18 protein-coding genes are annotated in these 21,425 nt (G+C 64.7%); 6 read left to right on the plus strand and 12 right to left on the minus strand.

What is annotated here, in order from left to right:
• Positions 1 to 66 precede the first annotated feature (66 nt).
• On the minus strand, positions 67 to 303 hold the full coding sequence (locus tag HNQ39_RS03220; protein ID WP_184192512.1) for a helix-turn-helix domain-containing protein: 237 nt from the start codon (positions 301 to 303) through the stop codon (positions 67 to 69).
• A 191-nt stretch (positions 304 to 494) separates the two neighbouring features.
• On the opposite strand from HNQ39_RS03220, the gene HNQ39_RS03225 reads away from it, so the two are divergent.
• The 4 genes from HNQ39_RS03225 (at position 495) to HNQ39_RS03240 (ending at position 6,137) form a co-directional block, all read left to right on the plus strand.
• Entirely contained in the window at positions 495 to 2,981 is a 2,487-nt protein-coding gene (locus tag HNQ39_RS03225) for a sugar phosphate nucleotidyltransferase (RefSeq protein ID WP_184192513.1), read from the plus strand.
• A 93-nt stretch (positions 2,982 to 3,074) separates the two neighbouring features.
• The gene (gene mscL, locus HNQ39_RS03230) at positions 3,075 to 3,521 is read left to right on the plus strand and encodes a large conductance mechanosensitive channel protein MscL (RefSeq protein WP_184192514.1); all 447 of its coding nucleotides are present in this window, start codon (positions 3,075 to 3,077) and stop codon (positions 3,519 to 3,521) included.
• A gap of 49 nt (positions 3,522 to 3,570) precedes the next feature.
• Positions 3,571 to 4,032, plus strand: coding sequence for a hypothetical protein (locus tag HNQ39_RS03235; RefSeq protein ID WP_184192515.1), 462 nt, complete (start codon positions 3,571 to 3,573; stop codon positions 4,030 to 4,032).
• A 44-nt stretch (positions 4,033 to 4,076) separates the two neighbouring features.
• On the plus strand, positions 4,077 to 6,137 hold the full coding sequence (locus HNQ39_RS03240) for a DUF5916 domain-containing protein (RefSeq protein WP_184192516.1): 2,061 nt from the start codon (positions 4,077 to 4,079) through the stop codon (positions 6,135 to 6,137).
• On the opposite strand, the gene HNQ39_RS03245 is transcribed toward HNQ39_RS03240, so the two are convergent.
• The 8 genes from HNQ39_RS03245 to HNQ39_RS03280 all read right to left on the minus strand — a co-directional run bounded on the left by HNQ39_RS03245 (position 6,121) and on the right by HNQ39_RS03280 (position 16,057).
• Positions 6,121 to 8,712 carry a hypothetical protein gene (locus HNQ39_RS03245; RefSeq protein WP_184192517.1) on the minus strand — a complete coding sequence of 864 codons (2,592 nt, stop codon included), beginning with the start codon at positions 8,710 to 8,712 and terminating at the stop codon, positions 6,121 to 6,123. The genes HNQ39_RS03240 and HNQ39_RS03245 overlap by 17 nt on opposite strands.
• Positions 8,713 to 8,810: 98 nt before the next feature.
• Entirely contained in the window at positions 8,811 to 10,757 is a 1,947-nt protein-coding gene (locus tag HNQ39_RS03250) for a S8 family peptidase (protein ID WP_221289776.1), read from the minus strand.
• The gene (locus HNQ39_RS03255) at positions 10,754 to 10,930 is read right to left on the minus strand and encodes a hypothetical protein (protein ID WP_184192518.1); all 177 of its coding nucleotides are present in this window, start codon (positions 10,928 to 10,930) and stop codon (positions 10,754 to 10,756) included. Before HNQ39_RS03255 ends, HNQ39_RS03250 begins: the two co-directional genes overlap by 4 nt.
• Positions 10,927 to 11,121, minus strand: a complete 195-nt coding sequence (locus HNQ39_RS03260; RefSeq protein WP_184192519.1) for a hypothetical protein — start codon at positions 11,119 to 11,121, stop codon at positions 10,927 to 10,929. Before HNQ39_RS03260 ends, HNQ39_RS03255 begins: the two co-directional genes overlap by 4 nt.
• Before the next feature lie 247 nt (positions 11,122 to 11,368).
• Positions 11,369 to 12,619 (minus strand): CehA/McbA family metallohydrolase, encoded by a 1,251-nt coding sequence (locus HNQ39_RS03265; RefSeq protein WP_184192520.1) that lies wholly within the window; start codon positions 12,617 to 12,619, stop codon positions 11,369 to 11,371.
• Between the two features lie 112 nt (positions 12,620 to 12,731).
• Entirely contained in the window at positions 12,732 to 13,808 is a 1,077-nt protein-coding gene (locus HNQ39_RS03270) for a Gfo/Idh/MocA family protein (RefSeq protein ID WP_184192521.1), read from the minus strand.
• A gap of 292 nt (positions 13,809 to 14,100) precedes the next feature.
• Positions 14,101 to 14,628, minus strand: coding sequence for a chloramphenicol phosphotransferase CPT family protein (locus HNQ39_RS03275; RefSeq protein ID WP_184192522.1), 528 nt, complete (start codon positions 14,626 to 14,628; stop codon positions 14,101 to 14,103).
• 7 nt (positions 14,629 to 14,635) lie between these two features.
• Positions 14,636 to 16,057 carry an alpha/beta hydrolase family protein gene (locus HNQ39_RS03280; RefSeq protein WP_184192523.1) on the minus strand — a complete coding sequence of 474 codons (1,422 nt, stop codon included), beginning with the start codon at positions 16,055 to 16,057 and terminating at the stop codon, positions 14,636 to 14,638.
• A gap of 232 nt (positions 16,058 to 16,289) precedes the next feature.
• Here HNQ39_RS03280 and HNQ39_RS03285 point away from each other — a divergent pair, with 232 nt between their 5' ends.
• The gene (locus tag HNQ39_RS03285) at positions 16,290 to 17,564 is read left to right on the plus strand and encodes a hypothetical protein (RefSeq protein WP_184192524.1); all 1,275 of its coding nucleotides are present in this window, start codon (positions 16,290 to 16,292) and stop codon (positions 17,562 to 17,564) included.
• Here the strand turns inward: HNQ39_RS03285 and HNQ39_RS03290 are convergent.
• The 3 genes from HNQ39_RS03290 to trpD are packed head-to-tail and all read right to left on the minus strand — an operon-like array spanning position 17,551 to position 20,433.
• Positions 17,551 to 18,624 carry a hypothetical protein gene (locus HNQ39_RS03290; protein WP_184192525.1) on the minus strand — a complete coding sequence of 358 codons (1,074 nt, stop codon included), beginning with the start codon at positions 18,622 to 18,624 and terminating at the stop codon, positions 17,551 to 17,553. The two genes, HNQ39_RS03285 and HNQ39_RS03290, sit on opposite strands and share 14 nt — an antisense overlap.
• Positions 18,617 to 19,417, minus strand: a complete 801-nt coding sequence (gene trpC / locus HNQ39_RS03295; protein ID WP_184192526.1) for an indole-3-glycerol phosphate synthase TrpC — start codon at positions 19,415 to 19,417, stop codon at positions 18,617 to 18,619. Before trpC ends, HNQ39_RS03290 begins: the two co-directional genes overlap by 8 nt.
• Positions 19,414 to 20,433, minus strand: a complete 1,020-nt coding sequence (gene trpD, locus HNQ39_RS03300) for an anthranilate phosphoribosyltransferase (protein WP_184192527.1) — start codon at positions 20,431 to 20,433, stop codon at positions 19,414 to 19,416. Before trpD ends, trpC begins: the two co-directional genes overlap by 4 nt.
• Before the next feature lie 68 nt (positions 20,434 to 20,501).
• On the opposite strand from trpD, the gene atpG reads away from it, so the two are divergent.
• Positions 20,502 to 21,389, plus strand: coding sequence for an ATP synthase F1 subunit gamma (gene atpG, locus HNQ39_RS03305; protein WP_184192528.1), 888 nt, complete (start codon positions 20,502 to 20,504; stop codon positions 21,387 to 21,389).
• Positions 21,390 to 21,425: the final 36 nt, after the last annotated feature.

Below are 21,425 nucleotides of genomic sequence, written 5' to 3' on the forward strand. Positions count from 1 at the left end.
CCAAAAAGAACAAAAGCCCTCGGCTGCACGGTGCAGCCGGGGCTTTTTGTGTGATGATTTCCGAACTTACTGCGGGTTGCCGCTACCCGGATACGACAGCAGTCCACGCCGTGTTGCCTCACGAAAGGCCTGAAGACGGTTGGTGACACTCAGCTTGCTATAGATATTGGCCAGGTGAAAATCGACCGTCCGCTTGCTCACGTAGAGCTGATCCGCGACTTCCTTGCTGGACTTTCCCTCGATCACAAGTGAGAGTACTTCGACCTCACGCTTTGTCAGCTTAACCTGGCTGTCCGTTGACATACCGCTGTTTGTATAGATGCCCATCGGGCTTGTTCCCTCCAGTTTTCTCTCCGAGGCTGCCTGAGCAGCCAGGAGCGACAGTCTCTAGTCCATCGCTCTGTACTTGATTTTTGCCATCTCCTGGTAAAGAAATCATCTAAAAAATTACTAGGTTTCACGTGTTTTTCACGGCTAGTGTAAAATACAGCTACATGCAGGCTGTTATACTGGCAGGAGAGCGTGGCGCACCGCTCTATCCCCTGACCGCACGGACACCGCGCGCGATGCTTCCTATCGTGGCCAAGCCACTGATCCAGTACTCGCTGGAGCTACTCACACGCCATCAGATCAACGATGTCCTCCTGTGTCTCCAGGTCCTGCCCGAGGTCTTTGAGAGCCGCTTCGAGGACGGCCGCGCGCTGGGGCTGAACCTGCGCTACCACCGTGAGCAGGTGCCGCTGGGGACCGCGGGAGCCGTGCGGGCCGTGAGCGACCGGACCGTGGGCAAGAGCATCCTCGTGCTCAATGGCCATGTCCTCACCGATGCGGACCTCAGCGCCCTGATCGCCTTCCACGACGAAAAAGAGGCCGCGGTGACGCTGCTGCTAGCACGGGTGCCGGATGCATCGGCCTATGGCGCGGTGGTGCGCGATGCGGAGGGGCGCGTGCTGGCCTTCTCGGAGAAGCCGCCCGTGGGGGAGGTCGCGACAGACACGATCAATGCCGGGGTCTACGTGATCCGGCGCGATATCCTGCGGCGCATCCCGGTGGGCACGGAGTTCTCGTTTGAGCGCCAGCTCTTTCCCCAGCTGGTGGCCGAGGGAATTCCGGTCTATGGGTTTCTGGCCGAGGAGAGCTACTGGCGCTCGATCACGACCCTCAATGACTACCAGCGTGCCCAGTCCGATGTGCTGGAGCAGCGGGTGGTGGCCAAGATCGAGGGAGTCGAGGTGCGTGAGGGAGTCTGGGTGGGCGAGGGCGCCACTATCCACCCGACCGCCGAGATTCGTGGGCGGGTCTTTCTCAACCACCACACCGAGGTCGGGCGTGATGCCAAGATTCGGGGCACGGTGGTCGTGGGCTCGCGCTGCCAGATCGGGGAGGGCGCGCTGATCGAGGACTCCGTGATCTGGCGCGGCTGTGTCCTAGAGGAGCTCACCGAGGTGCGCGGGAGCATCCTGGGGAGCCACTGCACGGTGCGCCAAGGCGCTCGTATCCGCCCGGGAGCCGTGGTGGGGGCCGATGCGGTGATCGCGTCTGTGGTGGCCCACCTGCCCAGCCAGACGGAGTTCCAGCGCGCCGGGATTCGCTTTGGCACCGATGGCTGGCGGGGGATCCTGGCCGACGATGTCACGGTGGAGAATATCCGGCTCCTGACCCAGGCCCTCTGTGACTGGGTAAAGGCCGATGCCGTGCCCGGTGAAGGAGTCGTGGTGGGCTACGACACCCGCTCCCAGTCCGACCTGCTCGCCCGCGCCGCGGCGGAGGTTGTCGCCGCCAACGGGCTCCGCGCACGGCTCTCGCGCGATCCCTGTCCCTCGCCCGCCGTGAGCTTTGCCTGCCGCTTCTTTGGGGCCGCTGCGGGGATTGTGATCACGGCCAGCCACAACCCGGCGACCTTCTCGGGCCTGAAGGTGAAAGCCCACTACGGCGGGCCGGCGTCCCCGCAGATGACCGCTCGGATCGAGGAGAAGCTCCGTGAGCTCCTGATGAGCGGCGGGGGGGCGCGCACGGAGGGGGGGACGGTCGAGGTGATCGATCTCGCCGTGCCCTACCTGGCCCACTGCGCGCGTTTTGTGGACCTGACACAGATCGCACGGGCCGGGCTTGTCGTGGTCGATGCGCTCCATGGGGCCACAGCAGGCTACCTCCCCCGCTTGCTCAACCCGGCGGGAGGGCATGTCCAAGAGCTCCGCGCCGAGCGCAACCCGGCCTTTGGCGGCGTCACCCCCGACCCAACCCCCGAGAACCTCGATGCGCTCTTCTTGGCGGTCCCGACGGCGCAGGCCGCGCTCGGGCTGGCCTTCGACTGCGACGGCGACCGGCTGGGTGCCTGCGATGCCACGGGTGCCTTTGTGGATGCCCACAAGCTCTTTGCGCTGCTGCTGCGCCACCTGGTGCGGGCCCGCGGCGCGACCGGGAGCGTGGTGCGGACGGTCTCCACGACTCGGATGGTGGACAAGCTCTGCGCCGCCTACAGCCTCCCTTTGAGCGAGACCCCAATTGGTTTTAAGTTCCTCAGTGCCAAGATGCTCGAAGGGGATATCCTGATCGCGGGTGAGGAGTCCGGGGGCTTTGGGGTGGCCGGGCACCTCCCCGAGCGCGATGCGATCCTCTCGGCGCTGCTCTTGCTGGAGGCCTTGGCGCTCTCCGGGTGCTCGCTGACAGAGCTCTTGGCGGAGCTGGTGGCCGAGGTAGGGGAGCACGAGTATGTCCGCATCAACCTGCGCCCCACCCCGGCCCAGATGCGGCGCATCCACACCGCGCTCCAGAGCTTCAAGGAGACCCACTTCGCCGGGGCCGAGATCGCCGCGATCCGCCGCCGTGATGGCACCCGCCTCGACTTCACCGATGGCTCCTGGCTGCTGATTCGACCGTCGGGGACCGAGCCCCTGGTGCGGGTCTACGCCGAGGCCGCCACACGGAGCCGTGCACGCGAGCTCACCAGTGCGGGAGTGTCTTTTATAGTAAGTTATTAATATATTTGTGTCTGTGGAACATTTTTTGCATAATAGGCACTCTATGCTTTGGTGTTTTATTAAATTGAAGTTTTGGTATGAAAGGTAAGAACTATGTCGTTAATTAAAGAGTTTCGCGAGTTTGTTGGGTCGGGCAATGCGGTCGACCTCGCGGTGGGGGTGCTGGCTGCAGGGGCGATGGGAAAGATCCTCCAGTCGTTTGTCGATGAGATGATTATCCCTCTCACCGGGCTTCTTGGAAAGGCGAGCTGGGCCGACTCTTATGTGGTCCTTAAAGGCGACGTTCCTGTGGGCAAGGCACTGGCCGAGGCACGCAAGATCGATGGCACGGTGATCCTAGGCTATGGCCAGTTCCTCACGACTGCTGTCAATACGCTGGTCTTGGTCTTTGCGGTCTTTATGGTGGTCAAGGCGATCAATGCCATGAAGAGGAAGCAAGCTGCCGAGGCTGTAACCGAGGCTGCCGCCGCGCCGCCGCCCGCGCCGCCCGCCCAAGAGGTGCTCCTCACCGAGATTCGCGACCTGCTCAAGTCCCGCTAAGACTCGCGGATTGGCCCCCTCTGTCTCGTCCTTCTTCCGGAGGTTCTCTATGAGACAGTGGGGGTTTTGTTTTGCGATGGCGCTCTCTCTCGCCCTGAGCGCGGGAGCACAGGAGACGAAGACAGGCGAGCGTGGTGGGTTTGCCCCGCCGCCAGGTGCTTTTCAGACAAAGCTGGGCCAGCCGAGCCCCGAGGAGCTGAAGAAGCGGAAAGAGGAGCGCCAGAAGTGGCTGGCGTCGCTGAAGCTCACGCCGGAGCAGAAGAAGAAGTGGGACGAGATCGAGACGCGCACCAGCAAGGTTCTGAAAGAGAAGTTTGCCAAGCAGGGGGCCAAAGACGGGCGCATCGTGATCTCCGGGGGCTCCGCGGATGCGATGAAGGCACTGCAGGAGATTCAGGAGCTGCAAAAGAAGAAGCGCGATGAGCAGCGGGCGCTCTTGACTCCCGCACAGCGCGTGATCTTTGACAAGGCACCGGATCCGGGCTTTCGTACCCACACGATCCAGAAGTAATTTTTGGGAACCACCCAAGGCATCGCACTGTAACGCATTGCGGCATGGTTTCTAAACGTCTCCAGGCGGCGAGTCGTGCACTCGTCGCCTTTGTTCTGATTGGCTCCGCACAAGCCCACCCCTCGCCCCAGCGGGAGAGCTTCCCGCTCCCCACGACAAAAACTCCCCCAAAAATCGACGGTGACCTCTCCGATGCGTGCTGGAAGTCGGCGTTTAAGGCGGGAGAGTTCGTGCGCTTCTCGGGGAGTGCGCCGATTGTGGAGCAGACCGATGCCCGCGTGATCACCGATGGCGCGACTCTCTACGTCGCCTTTGAGTGCCACGATGAGCACCCCGAGCTGATGCGCGCCAGCGAGACACAGCGGGGCAGCTCGGCGGTGGAGGGCGATGACCACGTGACCGTGGTGATCGACAGCCAGAACCTGCGCCGGGGAGCCTCCACTTTCTCCGTGAACGCGCTGGGGACGCAAGTAGAGCACCTCGAAGGCGGGACTGCGGGAAATATCACCTGGGCCGGCGACTGGCGCGCCGCCAGTAAGCCCCTCCCGGGGGGCAAGGGCTGGAGCTGCGAGCTCGCCATTCCCTTCTCGCTCCTGCGCCACCCCGCCCGCGCCCGTGCCTTTGGGCTCCAGCTCGCCCGCTCCCTCAACCGCGAGGGCAACCAGATGATCTGGCCCGCGCTCCCGCCCGAGGGGCAGTCGTTTAGCGGCCGTACCCAGTTTCTCCCCGAGCTGCGCCTCGCCCAGCCCATGCCCGACCAGCGCCCGCCCACGGTGATCCTGCCCTACAGCCTCGCCACCGCCAGCGGGGACAGCGCCCGCGCCCGGCAAGGCGTGGATATCAAGTACCCCTTCAGCACAACAGTGACGGGCCTGCTCGCCGTGAACCCGGACTTCCAGACTATCGAGCAGGATGTCGCCAGTGTCAACTTCTCCTACAACGAGCAGTTTGTCCCGGACCGCCGCCCGTTCTTCGCCGAGGGGAATGAGTTCTTGCCGATTGGGGAGATCTTCTACTCCCGGCGCATCAACCAGTTCGACCAGGGCCTCAAGGTGGTGGGGCGTGAGGGAGCGACCTCGGTGGGCCTCGTGACCGCGCAGTCCCAGACGGGGGAGCGGGATCGGCTCAGTAGTGCGGTGGCGGTGCGCCGCGCGGTCGGGCTCTTTAGCGAGTTCAGTGTCTCCGCCGCCAGCGACAACCGGGCGGGGAGCCTGAGCAACCGGGTGGCACGGGCCTCGGGGAACTACGGCTGGGTGGACCGCGACCGGCGCAACAACCTGACCTACGCCCGCGACCAGTCCTGGCAGGGCGGTGTGGCGAAGGGCGGCTCGGGCGACCTGAGCTTCAGTAGCCGCGCGACTCCCGGCAAGCTGCGCTACCGCCTCTCGCAGTCGTTCCTCTCCGAGGACTTCATCAGCGACCTAGGGCTTGTCCAGGACCGCAACCGCAAGGGCTGGTCGGCGAGCACAGGAGTCTTTAATCAGCTGGACCGTGGCCGACTCCTCTCCTACGATGTGGACTTCGACTACTTTAGCTTCAAGCGGATGACCACGGGGGCGTTCTTTCTGGAGGCGGTCTCGCTCGACACCACGGTCCAGACCCGCGATGGCTTCGGCCTGACGATCAACCTGGATGAGGGGCGTCGCCAGCAAGACACCGCGACCTACTACCACGACCGGCTGGCCGGAGGCGGCTTCTCCTGGAACCAGCGGACCCTCTTTCAGGGTGGGGGGCTGCGCTTTAAGAGTGGGATGCAGGGCGGCCAGCCGACACGGACGATGAGTATCGCCCAAGGGTTTCTGGTGAGCAAGCCCTTCTCGGTGCGGGCCTCGTACAACCAGCAAGACCGCGGCGGGGTGACGACCCGCCAGACAATCGCGACCGGCACCTACCGCCTCGATAGCCTGCGGGCGCTCTCGGCACGTCTGCTCTCCCAGAATGGGACGGGCAACGCGGCCAATGTGGGGGCGCAGACGGGAACCAACCTCTACTTTGCCTACTCCCAGCGCTCTCGCAAGGGCACGGACTTCTTCCTGCTCCTAGGCGACCCGAACTCCGGCAACACCCGCTCGCAGATCACCACCAAGATCACGCGCCCGCTTTAGTCCCAAACGCCTGCTCCAGGAGCGCCAGACCGTCTGCCAAGGGGCGCTCCGAGAGGTCCAGCACGATCCCATCGTAGTGGGGGGGCTTGGTCTGCTCGTTGAGCTGGCGCTGGAGCCAGGCACGGAGCTGGCCTGTGGTGTCGAGGAGTATGTCGCTGGCCTGAGACGCGCCTCCGTCCCAGGCAGTTGCAGGGCGCCAGGGTGTTCCTTCTAGAGACAGGGTGCGAAGCACCGGGCGCGCCTCGGGGGGCAGTACGAGGTCTTGCCCGTCGCTATAGGTGGGCGCTCTCAGGATTCCCAAACGCCACTGCTCCCAGCCTGCATAGCCCTCGGCGGAGACGGGGACGGGGAGTGTGGCGGCTTTGAGGGCTTGGTGGAGCCGCGTGAGGGCGGCATCGCGCCGTGCCTCCTTGCGCTTCTCCCAGCGCTCCTGCGCCTCGGGGGCGCTGCTGTCGTCCTCGCCTTGTAGGTCGGCGGGATCGAGGCTCTCTTTCTGGAGAAACGCGAGCCGCTCGCTGCGCTGCCCGCCGCCTTCCCAGCTCTCATTGGTGCCGTAGCCGGGCGGGGCTAGCTGGGTGAGGGCAAGGCCCGTGACACCGGGAAGGCGAGCAAGGCGTAGGCAGTAGGCGGTGAAGAGCGCGGTGTCGAGCGCCTCGGGCTCGAGGTAGTCGTCGAGCGGGGGCTGCAGCTTTCCGAGGAGAGTCTGGCTCCAGGCACGCGCCGTGCGCCCGAGCAGGTCGAGATCGCGGCGGGTCTCGGGGCTGAGGGCCACAAAGGGCTGTAGTACCGGAACCAGCTTGAGCTTGGCGTCTTTGGCTTGCCTTGCCAGCTCCGCCAGGCGCTTCTCGGCAGCTTCTCCCGTCGGCAGGGCGATCCGTAGCTCGGTGACCTTGCACTGGGTGGCGAGCGCGAGGAGCGCGGTGCTCTCTTTCTCCTCGGCAGGGAGCGGGAGGTACCAGGCGCGGACGGGCGTCTCGGGCCAGGTCACGGGCGGCGGCGGGGCAGGGAGCGGCGTCTCGGGGTGGATGCGCTCCAGGGGGAGGCTGCCGATACGCACCCGCGCGTCGAGGTGGGGCAGGAGGAGCTCCGCGTAGAGCGTCACGCGCCCCGAGACCTGGGTGGGCTGCTTGGGAAGTGCCTCGCCCAGCTTCTGAGAGGCAGCGAGGCGCTTCTGAAAGTTGGTCAGCGCCCGCTGCTGAAGCACTGATGGCAGGCTGGCGAGTGGGAGGCTCTCCGGGTCGGGCGGGGGGGCTTCGTCGTCGTCGAGAACCGACGGCCGTGTCTTGGGGAGCTTCTCGCCGAGCTTCCAGAGGGTATCCGGTGCCTGGCTCTGGCTATCGCGGGGGACTCTATCGGCCGCGCGGGTACGGATCAGGTGCCCTCGTGCCAGGAGTGCCTCGTCCCGTGCTTGCTTCCCCCGCTGCTCCAGTGTCGTTGACACCTGGAAAGAGCCTCGGGCTGCCTCCTCAGAGCGCTCGATACTCGTCTGTATGTCTGACGTGAGGAGGTAGAGGTTGTCGAGCCGTCGCACGGCCCCTTGGATCCCGTGGCAGAGGGCGGCGAGCACGGTCCCTGCCCGGAGACTTCCTCTGCCCTTGACCACGACTGCACAGCTCGCGACCCGTTTATCACAGAGCAGGCGCAGGCGTGTGGCTTGGGCAATGCGCCCCACTAGCTCCCCGACTGTCTTGGCACCGTCCAGCAGAATCGGGGCATCCAGGGCAGGGCTGGCTGGATCGAGCTGGGTAGGCTTGAGACGGGCGGGGCGGGTTGTCCACGGGTTCGATGCCTCATCGCTGACATACTTCTCGGGCTGGAGGAGGACCACGCGGCGGAGCTTGCCGTCGGGGTCGAGGTTCTCCTGGTCGCGTAGCCCAACCGATTCCCGCGCGGCTCCCGGCGCAAAGGTACTGAGCGAGAGCCGCTTCTCGATACGGAGTCGCATCCCCGTAAGCGCTCCTGGGGGTAGTGCGGGAGGATCGTCTGAGGAATCAGGGTCTACCTTGGGGAGCGGAGGCTCCGTGGCAAAGAAGGCAACTGCGGTGGCCGGGAGGAGCTGGCGAAAGAGCGTCTTCTGCTGCGGGCTGGAGAGCTGCGCCTCCGCTAGTCCCTGCTTGCTCCCGATTGCCTGCCACTGAGGCTCATCGAGCGTGCCCAGGAAGCGCTCCAAGGCCATCGAGGACGACGAGACAAGCCCATCCACCTGGCTCTCTGTCAGCGTAAGGGGCTGCGTGACCTGCATACGTCGGTGGGTGACCACGCTAAGGCCTTCGAGGCGCGTGACTTGCAGGCCAAAGAGCGGCAGGAGCACGGTCGGGTTGAGGGGACCGGCGGGGAGCTTCAGCGGCTCGGGCTTCTCCTCAGGCTCCTCGCTATCGTTGCTGGTGTCGGTTCGGCTATGGCGGAAGAGATCGGGCGGGGGCTCGTCGGGCTTTTGCTGCGGGGTGTAGAGCTCCGGTGCGACAATCAGCAGCGGCCCCCGTGCTCCTGCGTTCCAGTAGAGCCGCTCCAGCACGGCGGCGAGGCTATTGACGGGAGGCTGGGCAATCGCAACAACAAGAGCGGGGAGCAACATGGTCTATTTTACGGCATTCCCAAACGAAAACCCCCTCTCTTCGCCCCTCGGAACGAGGGTTTCAGGCGAAGAGAGGGGGCAGGGGGAGAGATGCCCGATTAGCGTAGGCGCTTGGCGGCCCAGAAGGCGCTGGCAACCGCCAGCCCGAGCGCGACTGCCATGTTGGTGAGCGTCCAAGGCAGGGCGCTAGCACCGAAGGTCGCGGTGGTGAACGGGATGGTCGCGTTGTTCCAGTTGGCGAAGAGGTTGACGCCAAAGCCCAGCGCGGCACCCGAGGCCAGCTTCAGGCCGGGGCCGCGTCGCAGCGCCCAGACCAAGAGAGCGGGGACGAGCGCGGAGAAGCTCAGCAGGTTCCACGCGGAGTCTGCCCCCACCAGGTTCGTGACCATGTCCGGGACAAAGAAGCCCCCGGCAATCGCGGCCCCGACTCCCGCACGCAGCAGGACATTGCGCCGACCCAGCGGGCCACCAAAGGCCAGTAGGAGCCCGGCGAAGGCCAGTGCCAGGGTGTGGCGTAGCTTCCAGCCGTTCTCCGCCTCGGCCTTGGCGGTGAGCTTGCCGACATTCAGGATGCCCGCGCCGTACTTCTTGACGTTGTTCTCCTTGGGCTTGCTGGCGGTCTTCTTGAGCAGGTCCAGGATCTTGGCTGGGTCCTTGGTGCCCTGGCTGTAGGCAAGAGCCGCAGCCCCCGCCACGTGGGGCGAGGCCATCGACGTTCCCTGAAACGCGAAGTAGTCGTCCTGACCGGAGTAGACCGTGTTCTGGAGGATGCCGTCGTTGGGGTCGCGGCTGTCGATCATGTCGCCACCCGGCGCGGCGATCGCCACCTGCTTGCCCCACGACGAGAACTTAGAGAGGGTTCCGCTGGGCCCCACCGACGAGACCGCGATGCACTCGGGGAAGGCGGCGGGGTAGCCGACTCCCTCACGGAAGCTATTGCCGGCGGCGCAGACAATGGTGACGCCCTTCTTACGAGCGTACTTGCAGGCCTCGTGGATGACATCGGAGGGGTACATGGAGCCGAGGCTCATGTTGATGATATTGGCCCCCTTGTCGGCGGCGAAGCGAATGGCATCGGCGATATCGCCACTGGTGCCACCGCCCTCGGAGGAGAGCACCTTGAGCGGCATGATGGTCGCCTCAAACGCGATCCCAGCGACGCCCTCGTTGTTGTTGGTGGACTCGGCGATGGTTCCCGCGACGTGGGTCCCGTGCCCGTGGTCGTCGTCGGCGTTGACCTTCTTATTGACAAAGTCGTAGCCGACGGTGAACTTGGTCTGCTTAAAGTCCCGCGCCTGGGTCACGCCCGTGTCGATCACCGCGACCACCGCGCCCTTGCCCCGCGTGCGCTCCCAAGCCCCCTCCGTGTCGATCATGCGGAAGTTCCACTGCTTGTCATAGAGCGGATCGTTGGGACGAGTACCAAGGATCACACCGTCTAGGTTTATCTCTATTGGTTTTGAGGGACCGGAAGCGATCAAGGAAACCGCTGCACTGTTCCCGCCATCGCTCTCGTAACGAACTTTGAGAAGAGAATCATCTTGGCTATCGTAGACATGCACCGTCGGATCGGGCATCTTGGTCGTCTCGACAGTCGGATCAATTGCACGAATCTTGGCAACCTCGCTACACGGCATTGTGCTACAGGGAAATTCCTGAGCATCTTGCTTTGTTTGCTCCAGGTTGAACTGAATCTCCGGCTCGGCGGCTTGGACGCGGGAGTCGTGGCGGAGGGTTTCTAGGTCGGCCTTGCCTGCGACGACGCGGTAGAGGCGGTTGTCCTTGGCCTCGATGGAGTTGGGCTCAAGCTTCAGGCCGTATTGGGTCGCAAATGCCTGAACATCGGCGTCGCTGGTGCTGTCGTTGAAGTCCACCAGAACCGTCGGCCACTTTGTCGAGCCGCTGATACTGCCGATCTGTGTCGGGTAGGCGATGGGCTCGTAGCTCTCTTTCTGTGTCCAGACGGAGAGCATGGGGACGGCGGTGGCACCGACGGCGACAGCGATACCGAGGGTGGCGAGGGTGTTTCTCAGAGATTTTGTCATGATGGGTTGATCCTCCGAATCGGCAGGGGTTTCTTTGTGGCGATGGGGGTGACGAGGCGGAGCGGGTTCTTCGTTTCATCGAAGTTGGGGTTGACCCCGGCGGCCTGACGGTCTTTGTTTACCTCGGGTGCGCGCTCGTCGAACTTACGGTTTCCACCAGCATGGGACTTCATTTCTCCAGCTCCTCTCTCAGGTTGGGATTGCGTGCCAGGATGTACTCGTAGAGGTCCTTGAGGCCCGCCGAGCGCTCGTCGAAGAGCGGGTTGCCCCCGGCGTAGACCGTGTCTTTGGGGTCACCGTACTCGTTGCGGCCCTCTTGCTTAATCCAGGCGTCGATCTTTTTCTTCAGCTCATCCGAGATCATGGTTCTCTCTCCTTGTGTCCCCTCGATTGGAACGAGGGGACTGGAGAGCCTTCGGCTGCAAAGGCCGTTCCGGCCATACGGAATCTTATGGGCGGAACGCCCTTCCCAGCCGAAGGCTCTCCAGTCCGGCCGTTCTGATCGGCCGGAGCTACGATCCCCGCTCTAACCGGGGGGATTAGCGGTTGTACCTCTAAAGACGATATCGGTTTGACTCTAGTTGCACGACAGGCAAAAAACTTGATTTGCTCTATACCACATAGATCGGGTTGGTGAAGCCCCACGGCCGTGCGCCCACAAAAAACGGCCCCCGTTGCGCTCCGACCAAGTACGCTTCGACCCGATACGCGCCGGGGCTCTCGGCGCGGTAGTGGAGCGTCCCTTTGCCCGCTGCGACAACTCCCTCGCCCGCTTTGTAGAGCCGCAGGAGCGCGGTCTCCGGGCCGGTTGCCGTCAGCGTCGCCCCGACCGGAGCTTCGTCGCCCATGATGCCTACCCCCTGGCCCCCGCCCGGCGGGGGAAGAGAGCGGAACTCCAGCGCCAGCTCCCCGAGGCAGTCGTAGGCGAAGTAGCAGTGGCCGGCGCGGATGGCGGCGTGGATCGCGGCGGGGGTGGGGGTGGCCAGAATGTGTGTCGTAACCGCGCGGAAGGAGTTTTCGTAGCTGGGAATCGGGTGTTTTTTCTTGCCGATCTTCATCAGTGCATGGGCATCGAGTGCGCCCAGCCCGATCTGCTTTTTTCCCAGCGCCAGCAAGCGGTCCCAGCTCGCCAGGGATGCGTCGGGGCGGGTGCAGAGGGCACGCAAAACAGCCAGCTCACCCTTGCTTTTCCAGAGCGGCAGGAGCCAAGCCAGCGAGAGCAGGTTGATGTGCTCCCGCGCGACTGTGGAGAGGTTGAGCGCCTCCAGCCCCTCACAGCCCGTGGCGTCCCAGGCGTCCCAGGGGTGCTTCATGTCATCGGGGAGGGAGACCAGCGGCAGGCCCCCCACGGCGAGGATCGCGTCGATGGCGACTTGCGGGTCGTGGCCGGGGGCGAACTCGAACTCACCCGGCATGTCCAGCGCGAGCAGGAACGCCCCGCCTTTCACGGTGATCTCATCGCCCACGATCAGAAACGGCGTCTGCCCGGCGTAGCGCTCCTCTAAGCCGTCGGCCTTGGGGCGCATGGTGTTGTGGTCGGTGAGGAGCACGAAGTCAACGCCCGCAGCCTTGGCGGCGTCCATGACTTCTTCGATGGTCCCGGCGCCGTCGGAGTAGGTGCAGGTGTGGACATGGAGGGCGCCGCGAAGCCAAGTGGCACTCCCCCGGACACTCCCCCCGGCCTCCGCTCGTTCCTCGCTCTGGCCGACCCCCTCTCGCTCTGTTTCCGACTTCGTCGGGACGAGAGGGGGTGATGGGATTTGGGGTTGCCATAAGAAGCGCCCGGCGAGCGCGTCCCAGAACCCCCGTGCACCGAGCACGGTGGTGGCGATTCGGAGCTTGGTACGAAGAGACGAGGCCATGCAATACGACAAAACAACAAAACCCCCTCTCGTCCGGCGGAACGCCGAAACAGAGCGAGAGGGGGTGGCGCGAAGCGCCGGGGGAGTGTCCGGGGGGAGTGTCTGGGGAAACCTAGAACGTGATGGTCTGGCCGGTCTCGCTGGACTTGTAGATCGCCTCCAGAACCTCGGAGACGACGCAGGCTTGCTCGGGGGTGACCACTAGCTTGCCGTTGCCGCGAACCGCTTCGATCCAGACACGGGCCTCGATATCCTCGGCCTTCGACGAGGCACCATCGTAGAACGCGACCCCGCCGGCCTCGGTCTGCACCTTGGTGTCGTAGAGGCGCGAGTTGTGCTCGCCGTTGATCCAGAGGCCGCCGTTCATGTCCGAGCCCGCCTCTGTGCCGAAGAGGGTACACTTGGCCTCGCCCGCCTCGCGGACATTGAGCGCCCAGCTCGACTCTAAGTAAATCGTCGCGCCGTTCTTGAGCTTGATGAAGCCAAACGCGCTGTCCTCGACCGTGTACTCCTTGGGATTCCAGGGACCCCAGGCATTGGCGGCGTTCTCGCGGTCGGCCAGCTTGCGGAAGACCGAGCCGGTGACAGACGCCACTTCGTAGTTGCCCATGAGCCAGAGGGTGAGGTCGAGCGCGTGGGTGCCGATATCGATCAGCGGCCCGCCGCCCTGCTTCTCTTCGTCCAGGAAGACACCCCAGGTCGGGACGGCACGGCGGCGGACGGCGTGGGCCTTGGCCATGTAGATCTCGCCCAGCTCACCGGCATCGATGCGCTGCTTGAGAGCCTGGCTGTCGGCGCGGTAGCGGGACTGGTAGCCGATGGTGAGGAGCTTGCCGCTCTTCTTGGCCGCCGCGACCATTGCGCGGGCACCGTCGGCGGTCTTGGCCATGGGCTTCTCGCACATCACGTTCAGGCCGGACTCCAGCGCGGCGATCGCGATCTCGTGGTGCGAGCTATTGGGCGTGCAGACATGGACCGCGTCGAGGCCGCCCGCATTGATAAGCTCGGTGTAGCTGGTGTAGGTCTTTGCACCCTCGGCGCCGTACTGCTGGGCCGCTTTCTCGGCGCGCTCCCCGACAATGTCGCAGAACGCGACCATCTCGACACCGGGCACGGTCTTGAGGCTGGGCATGTGCTTGCCGTTGGCGATCCCGCCGCAGCCGATGATTCCAACTTTGGTTGTGGACATAGATTCTCTCCGATTGATCTGTGTTACTGCGCGACGGCAACGCCGCGCACGTTATCGGCTATGGTACCCATAAATATTCTTGTTGGCTACCCCGTAAAACTAACTTTCCCAAATCCCCCAACCGATTGGCGTTTTTTAGGATCGCTCCCATGAACGGGAGCGTCTAGCTGTCCTCGTGCCTCGGACACGAAGGGCTACGCCCATAATTCGGTATGGCCGAAGGCCTTTGCGGCGGAGCCTGCGACGCCCGTTGACGCCCCCCTCCAACGGGGGCGGTCTAAAGGGGAGCGCTTTAATCGAGGAGTTTTGTGAGGGCACGGGGGCTTTGAGGGTGCGCTCGGGCGGCAAGGACGGTGTCCACACAGGCAGTGAGAGTGGCTTGCGACGTGTCCACTTCAGTGTCGTAGAGGGCGTGGGCGTGGACCGTGGCAAACTGGCGCTGGGCAGTGCCGGGCGTGCGGTCGCCGCGGGCTTTTTCGCGCGCTTCGAGGACAGGCAGGGCGCAGTGGACTCCGACAAAGAGGGTTGGGTAGGGCTGTAGCAGGCGGGCGCACTCCAGAAGTGCCGCGCGGTCGTCGGCGACCGTATCGACAATCACAAAGTTCCCCTGCTCTGCGAGGGCGGCGATACAGTGCAGGAAGCCGTAGTAGAGCCGGTAGCGCACCTCGAAGGGGTAGTCGCGCTCGGGGAGCATCGCCCAGAAGTCGTCCTCCGCAAGAATCACGTGGGGCGTCTCCAGCCGCGCTTGGAGCGCCTTGGCGAGCGTGCTCTTGCCGGAGCTGGAGGCACCGTTGAGGAGGATTATCTGGGGCTCGGGCATGGTGTGGCTACTTTGTCTTGCTCACGATCCACTCCCCGATAAGCTTGATGGCCTCCGGGGCGAAGCTCTCCTCGATCGTGCTGTACTCGCTAGGATTGCCGGTCTTGGTGTGCTGGAAGAGGTGGTTGAGCCCCGGAAGCGAGACCGCCGTCACCTCCTTGTTGCCCGCATCCTTGAGGAGCTTCTCGATCACTGGGAGGTTCTGCTTGACAAGTACTTGCAGGTCCTTGTCGCCGTTGAGGGCCAGCACGGGGCAGGTCGTCTTCGAGAGCGCGGGCGCGGGGTTGTAGCCCAGAAAGAAGCGCATCCAGGGGTTGGCGAGCTGCTGGAGCTGCGCGAGCGCCGCGGAGGGCAGGGTGCTGGCACCGGGAAGCCCGAGGGCCTTTGCCATGGCATCGACCGCTTTTTGTGGGTCGGGCTCGGACTTGGCGATAGGGAAGAGCTTCTCCTGGTTGGCACGGGTCGCCGCGACAAGCGCATCTGTGGCACCGGAGGCGCGCGCGACGGCCGCAGCCTGCTCTAGGATCACCTGGTCGCCAGGAACTCCGGGGCCGGCTAGGAGAACCATAAAGGCGATCTTATTCTCCGGCTTGGCCGCGAGCATCGGGGCGATCAGGCCGCCCTCGCTATGGCCGATTAGCCCGATCTTTTGCGCATTGATCTCTGGGCGGGTCTTGAGAAACGCCACTTGCGCCTCGGTATCGGTCGCAAAGCTTGCGCTGGTGGCCTTGCTCAGGTCGCCCTTGGACTTGCCCACCAGGCGGTCGTCGCAGCGCAGGCTCGCGATCCCCCGCCGCGCCAGATCGTCGGCGAGGATGGCAAAGGGCTTGTGCTCAAAGATCATCTCGTCGCGGTCCTGCTGCCCTGAGCCGGTGATAAAGACCGCGCAGGGGAACGGGCCGGTGCCCGGCGGGACGGTAAGCGTTCCGCCCAGAGTCACCCCTGCCTCGGCGGGGTTGGGGATCGTCACCTCGACCGTCTTGTAGGGAAACGGCGGCTTGGGGGTCTGGGGACGGCGCAGCGTGGTCACTCTCTCCACGCGCTTGAGGCTCATCTCCATCGGGGTGCCTCCCTGCACAAAGCTCCCGGTCAGGCTCGTCCCATCAGCGGAGCGCTTGCCGGTGAAGGTCCAGGGTGGGGTCGTGCAGGTGACTGAGACCACCTCTCCCTTGGCAGTGGCGCTGGCGAGCTTGAGGCCGGTCGCGCCTTGATCGGGGCTGTCCCAGGTGCCCGCGCCCTTGCCATCGAAGTGGAAGGCGATACGCAGCTTGAGCGTGTTGGGAAGGGTGATCGCGCCCTCGTAGAGCCCCGTCATGGGAACTGCCGCCGCGGTGGGCTTGGTCGCTTGCTTGGGTTTGGGCTTGGGCTTCTGTGCCAGCGTTGCGGGGGCGCACGCGACAGCCAAGGCGAGGACGAGGAGGTGCTTCATACTCGGATTTTACCTGATCCGCTTGGATCGCTCCGTTTGGACCGCCCCCGTTGGAGGGGGGCGTCTCGCTGTCCTCGTTCCTCGGACACAAAGGCCTGCGGCCATACCGAGTTTACTCGGGGTTATGGGCGGAGGCCTTCGTGTCGGAGCTTGCGACGATAGCAAGACGCTCCCGTTCATGGGGGCGGTCCAAACGGGGGCGATCACAAACGGGGGTGGTAAAATAGGACAAATGCGTCTGATTATGCTTGTCTTGGCAACACTCGCAACCGCGGCGCTGGCGAGTGCGCCCAAAGCGCCCGATGCGACGTCGGAGTACCTCACGGCCACGATGGACGATCCCATTGCGCGGCTTCAGAAGCGGCTGGACCGTGGCGAGGTAAAGCTGCGCTATGAGCCACAGGGAGGCTACCTCAAGTCTCTGCTGGCGGCCCTCCAGGTGCCGGTGAGCTCGCAGCTGCTGGTGTTCTCCAAGACGAGCCTCCAGCTGCAGTTTATTACCCCCAGCACGCCACGCGCCCTGTACTTCAACGAGAGCTGCTGGGTCGGGTTTGTGCAGGGGGGGAGTGTCTTGGAGCTCATGGCGCAGGACCCCGTGCACGGCGCGGTCTTCTACACCCTCACCCAGAACCCCAATCGGATTCAGCTCAAGCGCCATACCTACGAGTGCCTCCAGTGCCACCAGTCATCGCTGACCCAGAGCGTGCCGGGCCATGTCATGCGCTCGCTCTTTGTGCGCGCCGACGGCACCCCGGACTTCTCGGCGGGCTCCAAGGTCACCACCGACGAGAGCCCGTTCGAGGAGCGCTGGGGTGGCTGGTACGTGACGGGGACCCATGGCAGGCAGCGACACCTGGGCAATGAGATCGCGCGGGGCGGCGACGGCGATGCACACGTGGACTCCGAGGCGGGGGCGAACCTGACCAACCTGCGCGAGCGCTTTGACACGACTCCGTATCTGACGCCCCACTCCGATATTGTCGCTCTGCTGGTGGCGGAGCACCAGGGCCATGTCCAGAACCTGCTGACCCGTGCCAGCTACTTGGTGCGCGATAGCCTGCGCGATGAAGAGCAGCTCAACGCGGCGCTCAAGGAGACCGGGCGGCGCGAGAGCACGACCCGCCGGATCGCCAGTGCCTGCGAGCCGCTGGTGAAGGGCCTGCTCTACTGCGGCGAGGCTCCGCTGAAAGAGCCCGTGGCGGGCACGACCCCCTTTGCGCGGCAGTTCGCCCAGCAGGGGCCGCTGGATGGCAACGGCCGCTCCCTGCGCGACCTCGACCTCAAGACCCGCCTCGCCCGCTACCCCCTGAGCTGGATGGTCTACTCGCCGCAGCTCGATGCCCTGCCCAAAGAGGCCCGTGACTACATCCGCCAGCGCCTCGAGGAGGTTCTCGGCGGGAAAGACACCACGTCTGATTTCGCCCACCTCACAGAAGCAGATAAAAAAGCCATCCGCGAGATTCTCACCGCCACCAAGCCCACGCTACTTGTGGCTACAACCCACTAAGCTCTTGCGCGATCCGCGCCCTTTCCTGGGCGACCGCTTGCTGATAGTGGGCATGGAGCGAGGAGGCAAGCTGCTGTGCGGCACGCTCCGCCTTCTCCAGGGTCGCAAGATGGGCACCGACACCGCTTTCGAGGAGAGTATGGGCGGCATTAAACGCGGTGAGCGCCTGTGGACTGGGGCCGAGGGCAAGCCGGAAGAGGAGCTCTGCAGTCTGCTCTGAGGGAGCAGCGCGTCCGAGAAGCTCCAGTGCCTCGGGGTAGAGCCTGGCTTCAAGGGCCCGCTGCCCGGTTTTGTGCAGGCAGAAGTTCCACTCCCAACCCGCAGGAGTGCCTTGCTCCAAGAGAGCGAGCTGCGCCCGCTGTGCTGTGTAGGCTTCCAAAGAGTGTCCGACTTCGGCGCGGTAGTTGGCTAGGGCACCTAGGGTATTTTTGCTGTGGGGAAGCGGCAGGGATTTTTCCCAAGTGTCTAGGCAGGTACGGGCTGTCGGGAGATCGTCGAGGGCGACGGCAAGCTCGTACCACTCCAGAATATCCAGCGCGGATTCTTGGGCAGGGAACTCTTGCTGCTTATCTTCCCACCAGTTGGCGAGGTGCTCTTGCGAGAACACGTCGCGCTCTTCCAGAAGCTCTTGCATTTCCTCGGTGCCGTGCGCTTGGAAGAACTGCGCGCCTTCCTCGCCGAATCGACAGAGATACTCGCTATCAAAGCCACAGTAGGTATCGAAGTTGGCGCACTTGGCCTCGCAGAAGAGGGGAAGGTCGTGGAGGCGCTGGTAGGTTGCCAGAAGATAGGCCGCTTGCTTCAGGGAGGCGGTGAGCCCTTGAAACGGGTCCGACAGTCGCGACTGGGTCTCCTGGGTGAAGAGAAAACGGACCAGAGCTTCGTCGCTGGGCTGGCGGTCGAACTGGAGACAGTAGAGAAGGGCAACACGGGCTTTTTGGTTAGCATCATACCACTCGCCCTGGTCATCGGTGGCAGGGGCGTAGGCAAGCGGTGCCCAGGCAGTCGTGTCGCGGCGTGCCTGGGCGAGGAGCGGGAGGTAGGTATGGTGGCTATGCACGGGTGAGGAGTGCTCGGGTGGCGGCCTCGACATCGGGCTGGCGCATGAGGGACTCCCCGACCAAGACCGCATGCGCTCCGGCGGCGCCCATGCGTGCGACATCGGCTGGGGTGAAGATGCCGCTCTCCGCGACCGCGACGGCGTCTTTGGGGAACTGGGGCGCTAGGCGTTCGAAGGTCTCTAGGTGCACCTCGAAGGTCTTGAGGTCGCGGTTGTTGACACCCAGCAGGGTCGCGCCCGACTCGACCGCCAGCGCCACCTCTGCCTCGTTGTGGACCTCGACCAGCGCGTCCATCCCAAGCAGCTCCGCGACATGGCGCATTTCCGCAAGGCGCGACGGCGACGGAATCGCGGCGACGATCAAGAGGATGGCATCGGCACCTGCGAGGCGGGCTTCGTAGATCTGGAGCGGGTCGATGAGGAAGTCTTTGCGCAGGAGGGGCAGGGGGACGGCTTCCCGGATCGCGGCGAGGTAGCCTAGGCTCCCCTGGAAGTACTGCTCATCGGTGAGCACCGAGAGGCAGCTCGCACCGCCGGCGTGGTAGGCGCGCGCGATCGCCACGGGGTCGAAGTCCGGGCGGATCAGCCCCTTACTCGGCGATGCTTTCTTAACCTCTGCGATCAGCTTGGCCCCCCCCGCCCCCAAGGAGGGGGGAGCGAGTGCGGTTCGGAAGCCCCGCGTGGGCGGCAGGTCGGCGCAGCGGGTGGTGAGGCTGGCGGGGGTGTGCTGGGCGCGCAGGGCCGCGAGCTCGTCGCGCTTGGTGGCGAGAATCTTATCTAAAATCGTGCTCATGATGCGTCTCGGGCAGTAAACTCCACAAACTGCTCTAGCTTGGTGCGGGCCGCGCCAGAGTCGATTGCCTGGGCGGCGAGGGCGATACCGGCGCGTAGAGACTCGGCGCTCCCGGCGACATAGAGCGCCGCGCCGGCGTTGGCCAAGACAATCTCGCGGCGGGGGCCGGGCTCGCCGGCGAGGATCGCGCGGACGGTCGCGGCGGGATCGTCGTGCGGGGCCAGTGCCTCAGGAGTCGTCTCGCTCAGGCCGAGGTCTGCGGGAGTGAGGGTGTAGGTGGTCACCGTGCCGTCCCTGCCCTCCGCTACCAGCGTCTCGCCGAAGGTCGAGAGCTCGTCGAGGCCCGCCTTGCCATGGACCACGAGCACATGCTCGGCCCCAAGGCGCAGCAAGACAGTGGCGAGCGGCTCGCAGAGCGCGCCGTCGTAGACCCCGAGGACTTGGCGTGTCGCGCCGGCCGGGTTGGTGAGGGGCCCTAAGGCGTTGAAGATCGTCCGAAAGCCCAGCTCCGCGCGAACAGGGGCGGCGTGCTTCATCGCGGGGTGGTGGCTGCGGGCAAAGAGAAAGCCAATCCCGACCTCGTCGATGCAGCGCCCTACCGACTCGGGCGAGAGATCCAGCCGCGCCCCGAGCGCCTCTAAGACATCGGCGGAGCCAAACTTGCTGGTTGCGGCGCGGTTGCCGTGCTTGGCGATCGCGACTCCCGCGGCGGCGGCGACAAAGGCAGCGGTGGTGGAGACATTGAAGGTCTTGCGGGCCGCGCCCCCAGTGCCGCAGGTATCCACCAGCGGGCGGCGCGTGGTCGTCACCTTGAGCGAGTGCGCCCGCATCCCGCGCGCAAACCCCGTGAGCTCCTCGACACTCTCTCCCTTGAGCCGCAGCGCCGTGAGCAGGGCCCCGAGCTGGGCAGGAGTCGCCTCGCCGGCCATGACCTTGCCCATCGCGGCCTCCGCCTCTGCCTCGGAGAGCATGTGGCCACCGATTACCTTTGCCAGAACTTCTTTCACAGCAGGCATTAGACCACTTGGAAAACTCCGTAGCAAGACGGCGTTAGGGAGGGGGGATATGGTAAAATAGGGCCGCTATGCCCTCCATGCGTCAGATTCGCGGTCGTATTCGCACCGCCAAGAATATCCAGCAGATTACCAAGGCGATGAAGATGGTCGCCGCTGCCCGTCTCAAGCGTGCTCAGGACCGTGTGGTCGCCGCTCGCCCCTATGCCAACAAGATGAAGGAAGTCATGGGGTCGCTGAGCAAGGCCGGTGCGGGCAACATCACCCACCCCCTGCTTGAGGTGCGCGCGCCCGAGAAGGTCGGGATTGTGGTGATCAGCGCGGACCGTGGGCTCTGCGGCTCGTACTCGACCAACCTGCTCAAGAAGGTCCAGGAAGTGCTCCGAACCGGCGGTGTCGAGGGCGGTGCGGTCACCCCCGAGACCACCAAGCTTCTGCTGGCGGGGCGCAAGGCACAGACCTACTTCCGCCGCCGCCCCTACGCCATCGTGGGGGAGTTCACGCTCAACATGACCAACCCGAGCTTTGCCGAGGCACAAGAGATCGCCAAGCAAGCGCGGGATCTCTACACCAGCGGTGAGGTCGATGTGATCTACTTGGTCTACACGAAGTTCCTCTCCGCGCTGGTGCAGAAGCCCATGGCGGTCCAGATGCTCCCGATGGTGGCCGAGGACGATATCGAGGCGAGTGGGACCAACGAGGACTATATCTTCGAGCCCGATGCCGAGACGCTCTTTGGCAACATGCTGCCCCGCTCGGTGGACACGCTGGTCTACCAGGCGCTGATCGAGTCCGTGGCGAGTGAGCACGGTGCCCGAATGACCGCGATGTCGTCCGCAACCGACAACGCCGGCAAGATGATCGCGGGCCTGACCCTCGCGGCCAACCGCGCCCGCCAGGCCGGTATCACCAAGGAGCTCGCCGAGATCGTGGGCGGCGCCGACGCGCTCAAGGGATAGGCCCCCTGGCCCCCACAAGTGGGGGAGACATAAGGA

Source organism: Armatimonas rosea, from assembly GCF_014202505.1.
GTDB classification, from domain to species: Bacteria; Armatimonadota; Armatimonadia; order Armatimonadales; family Armatimonadaceae; genus Armatimonas; species Armatimonas rosea.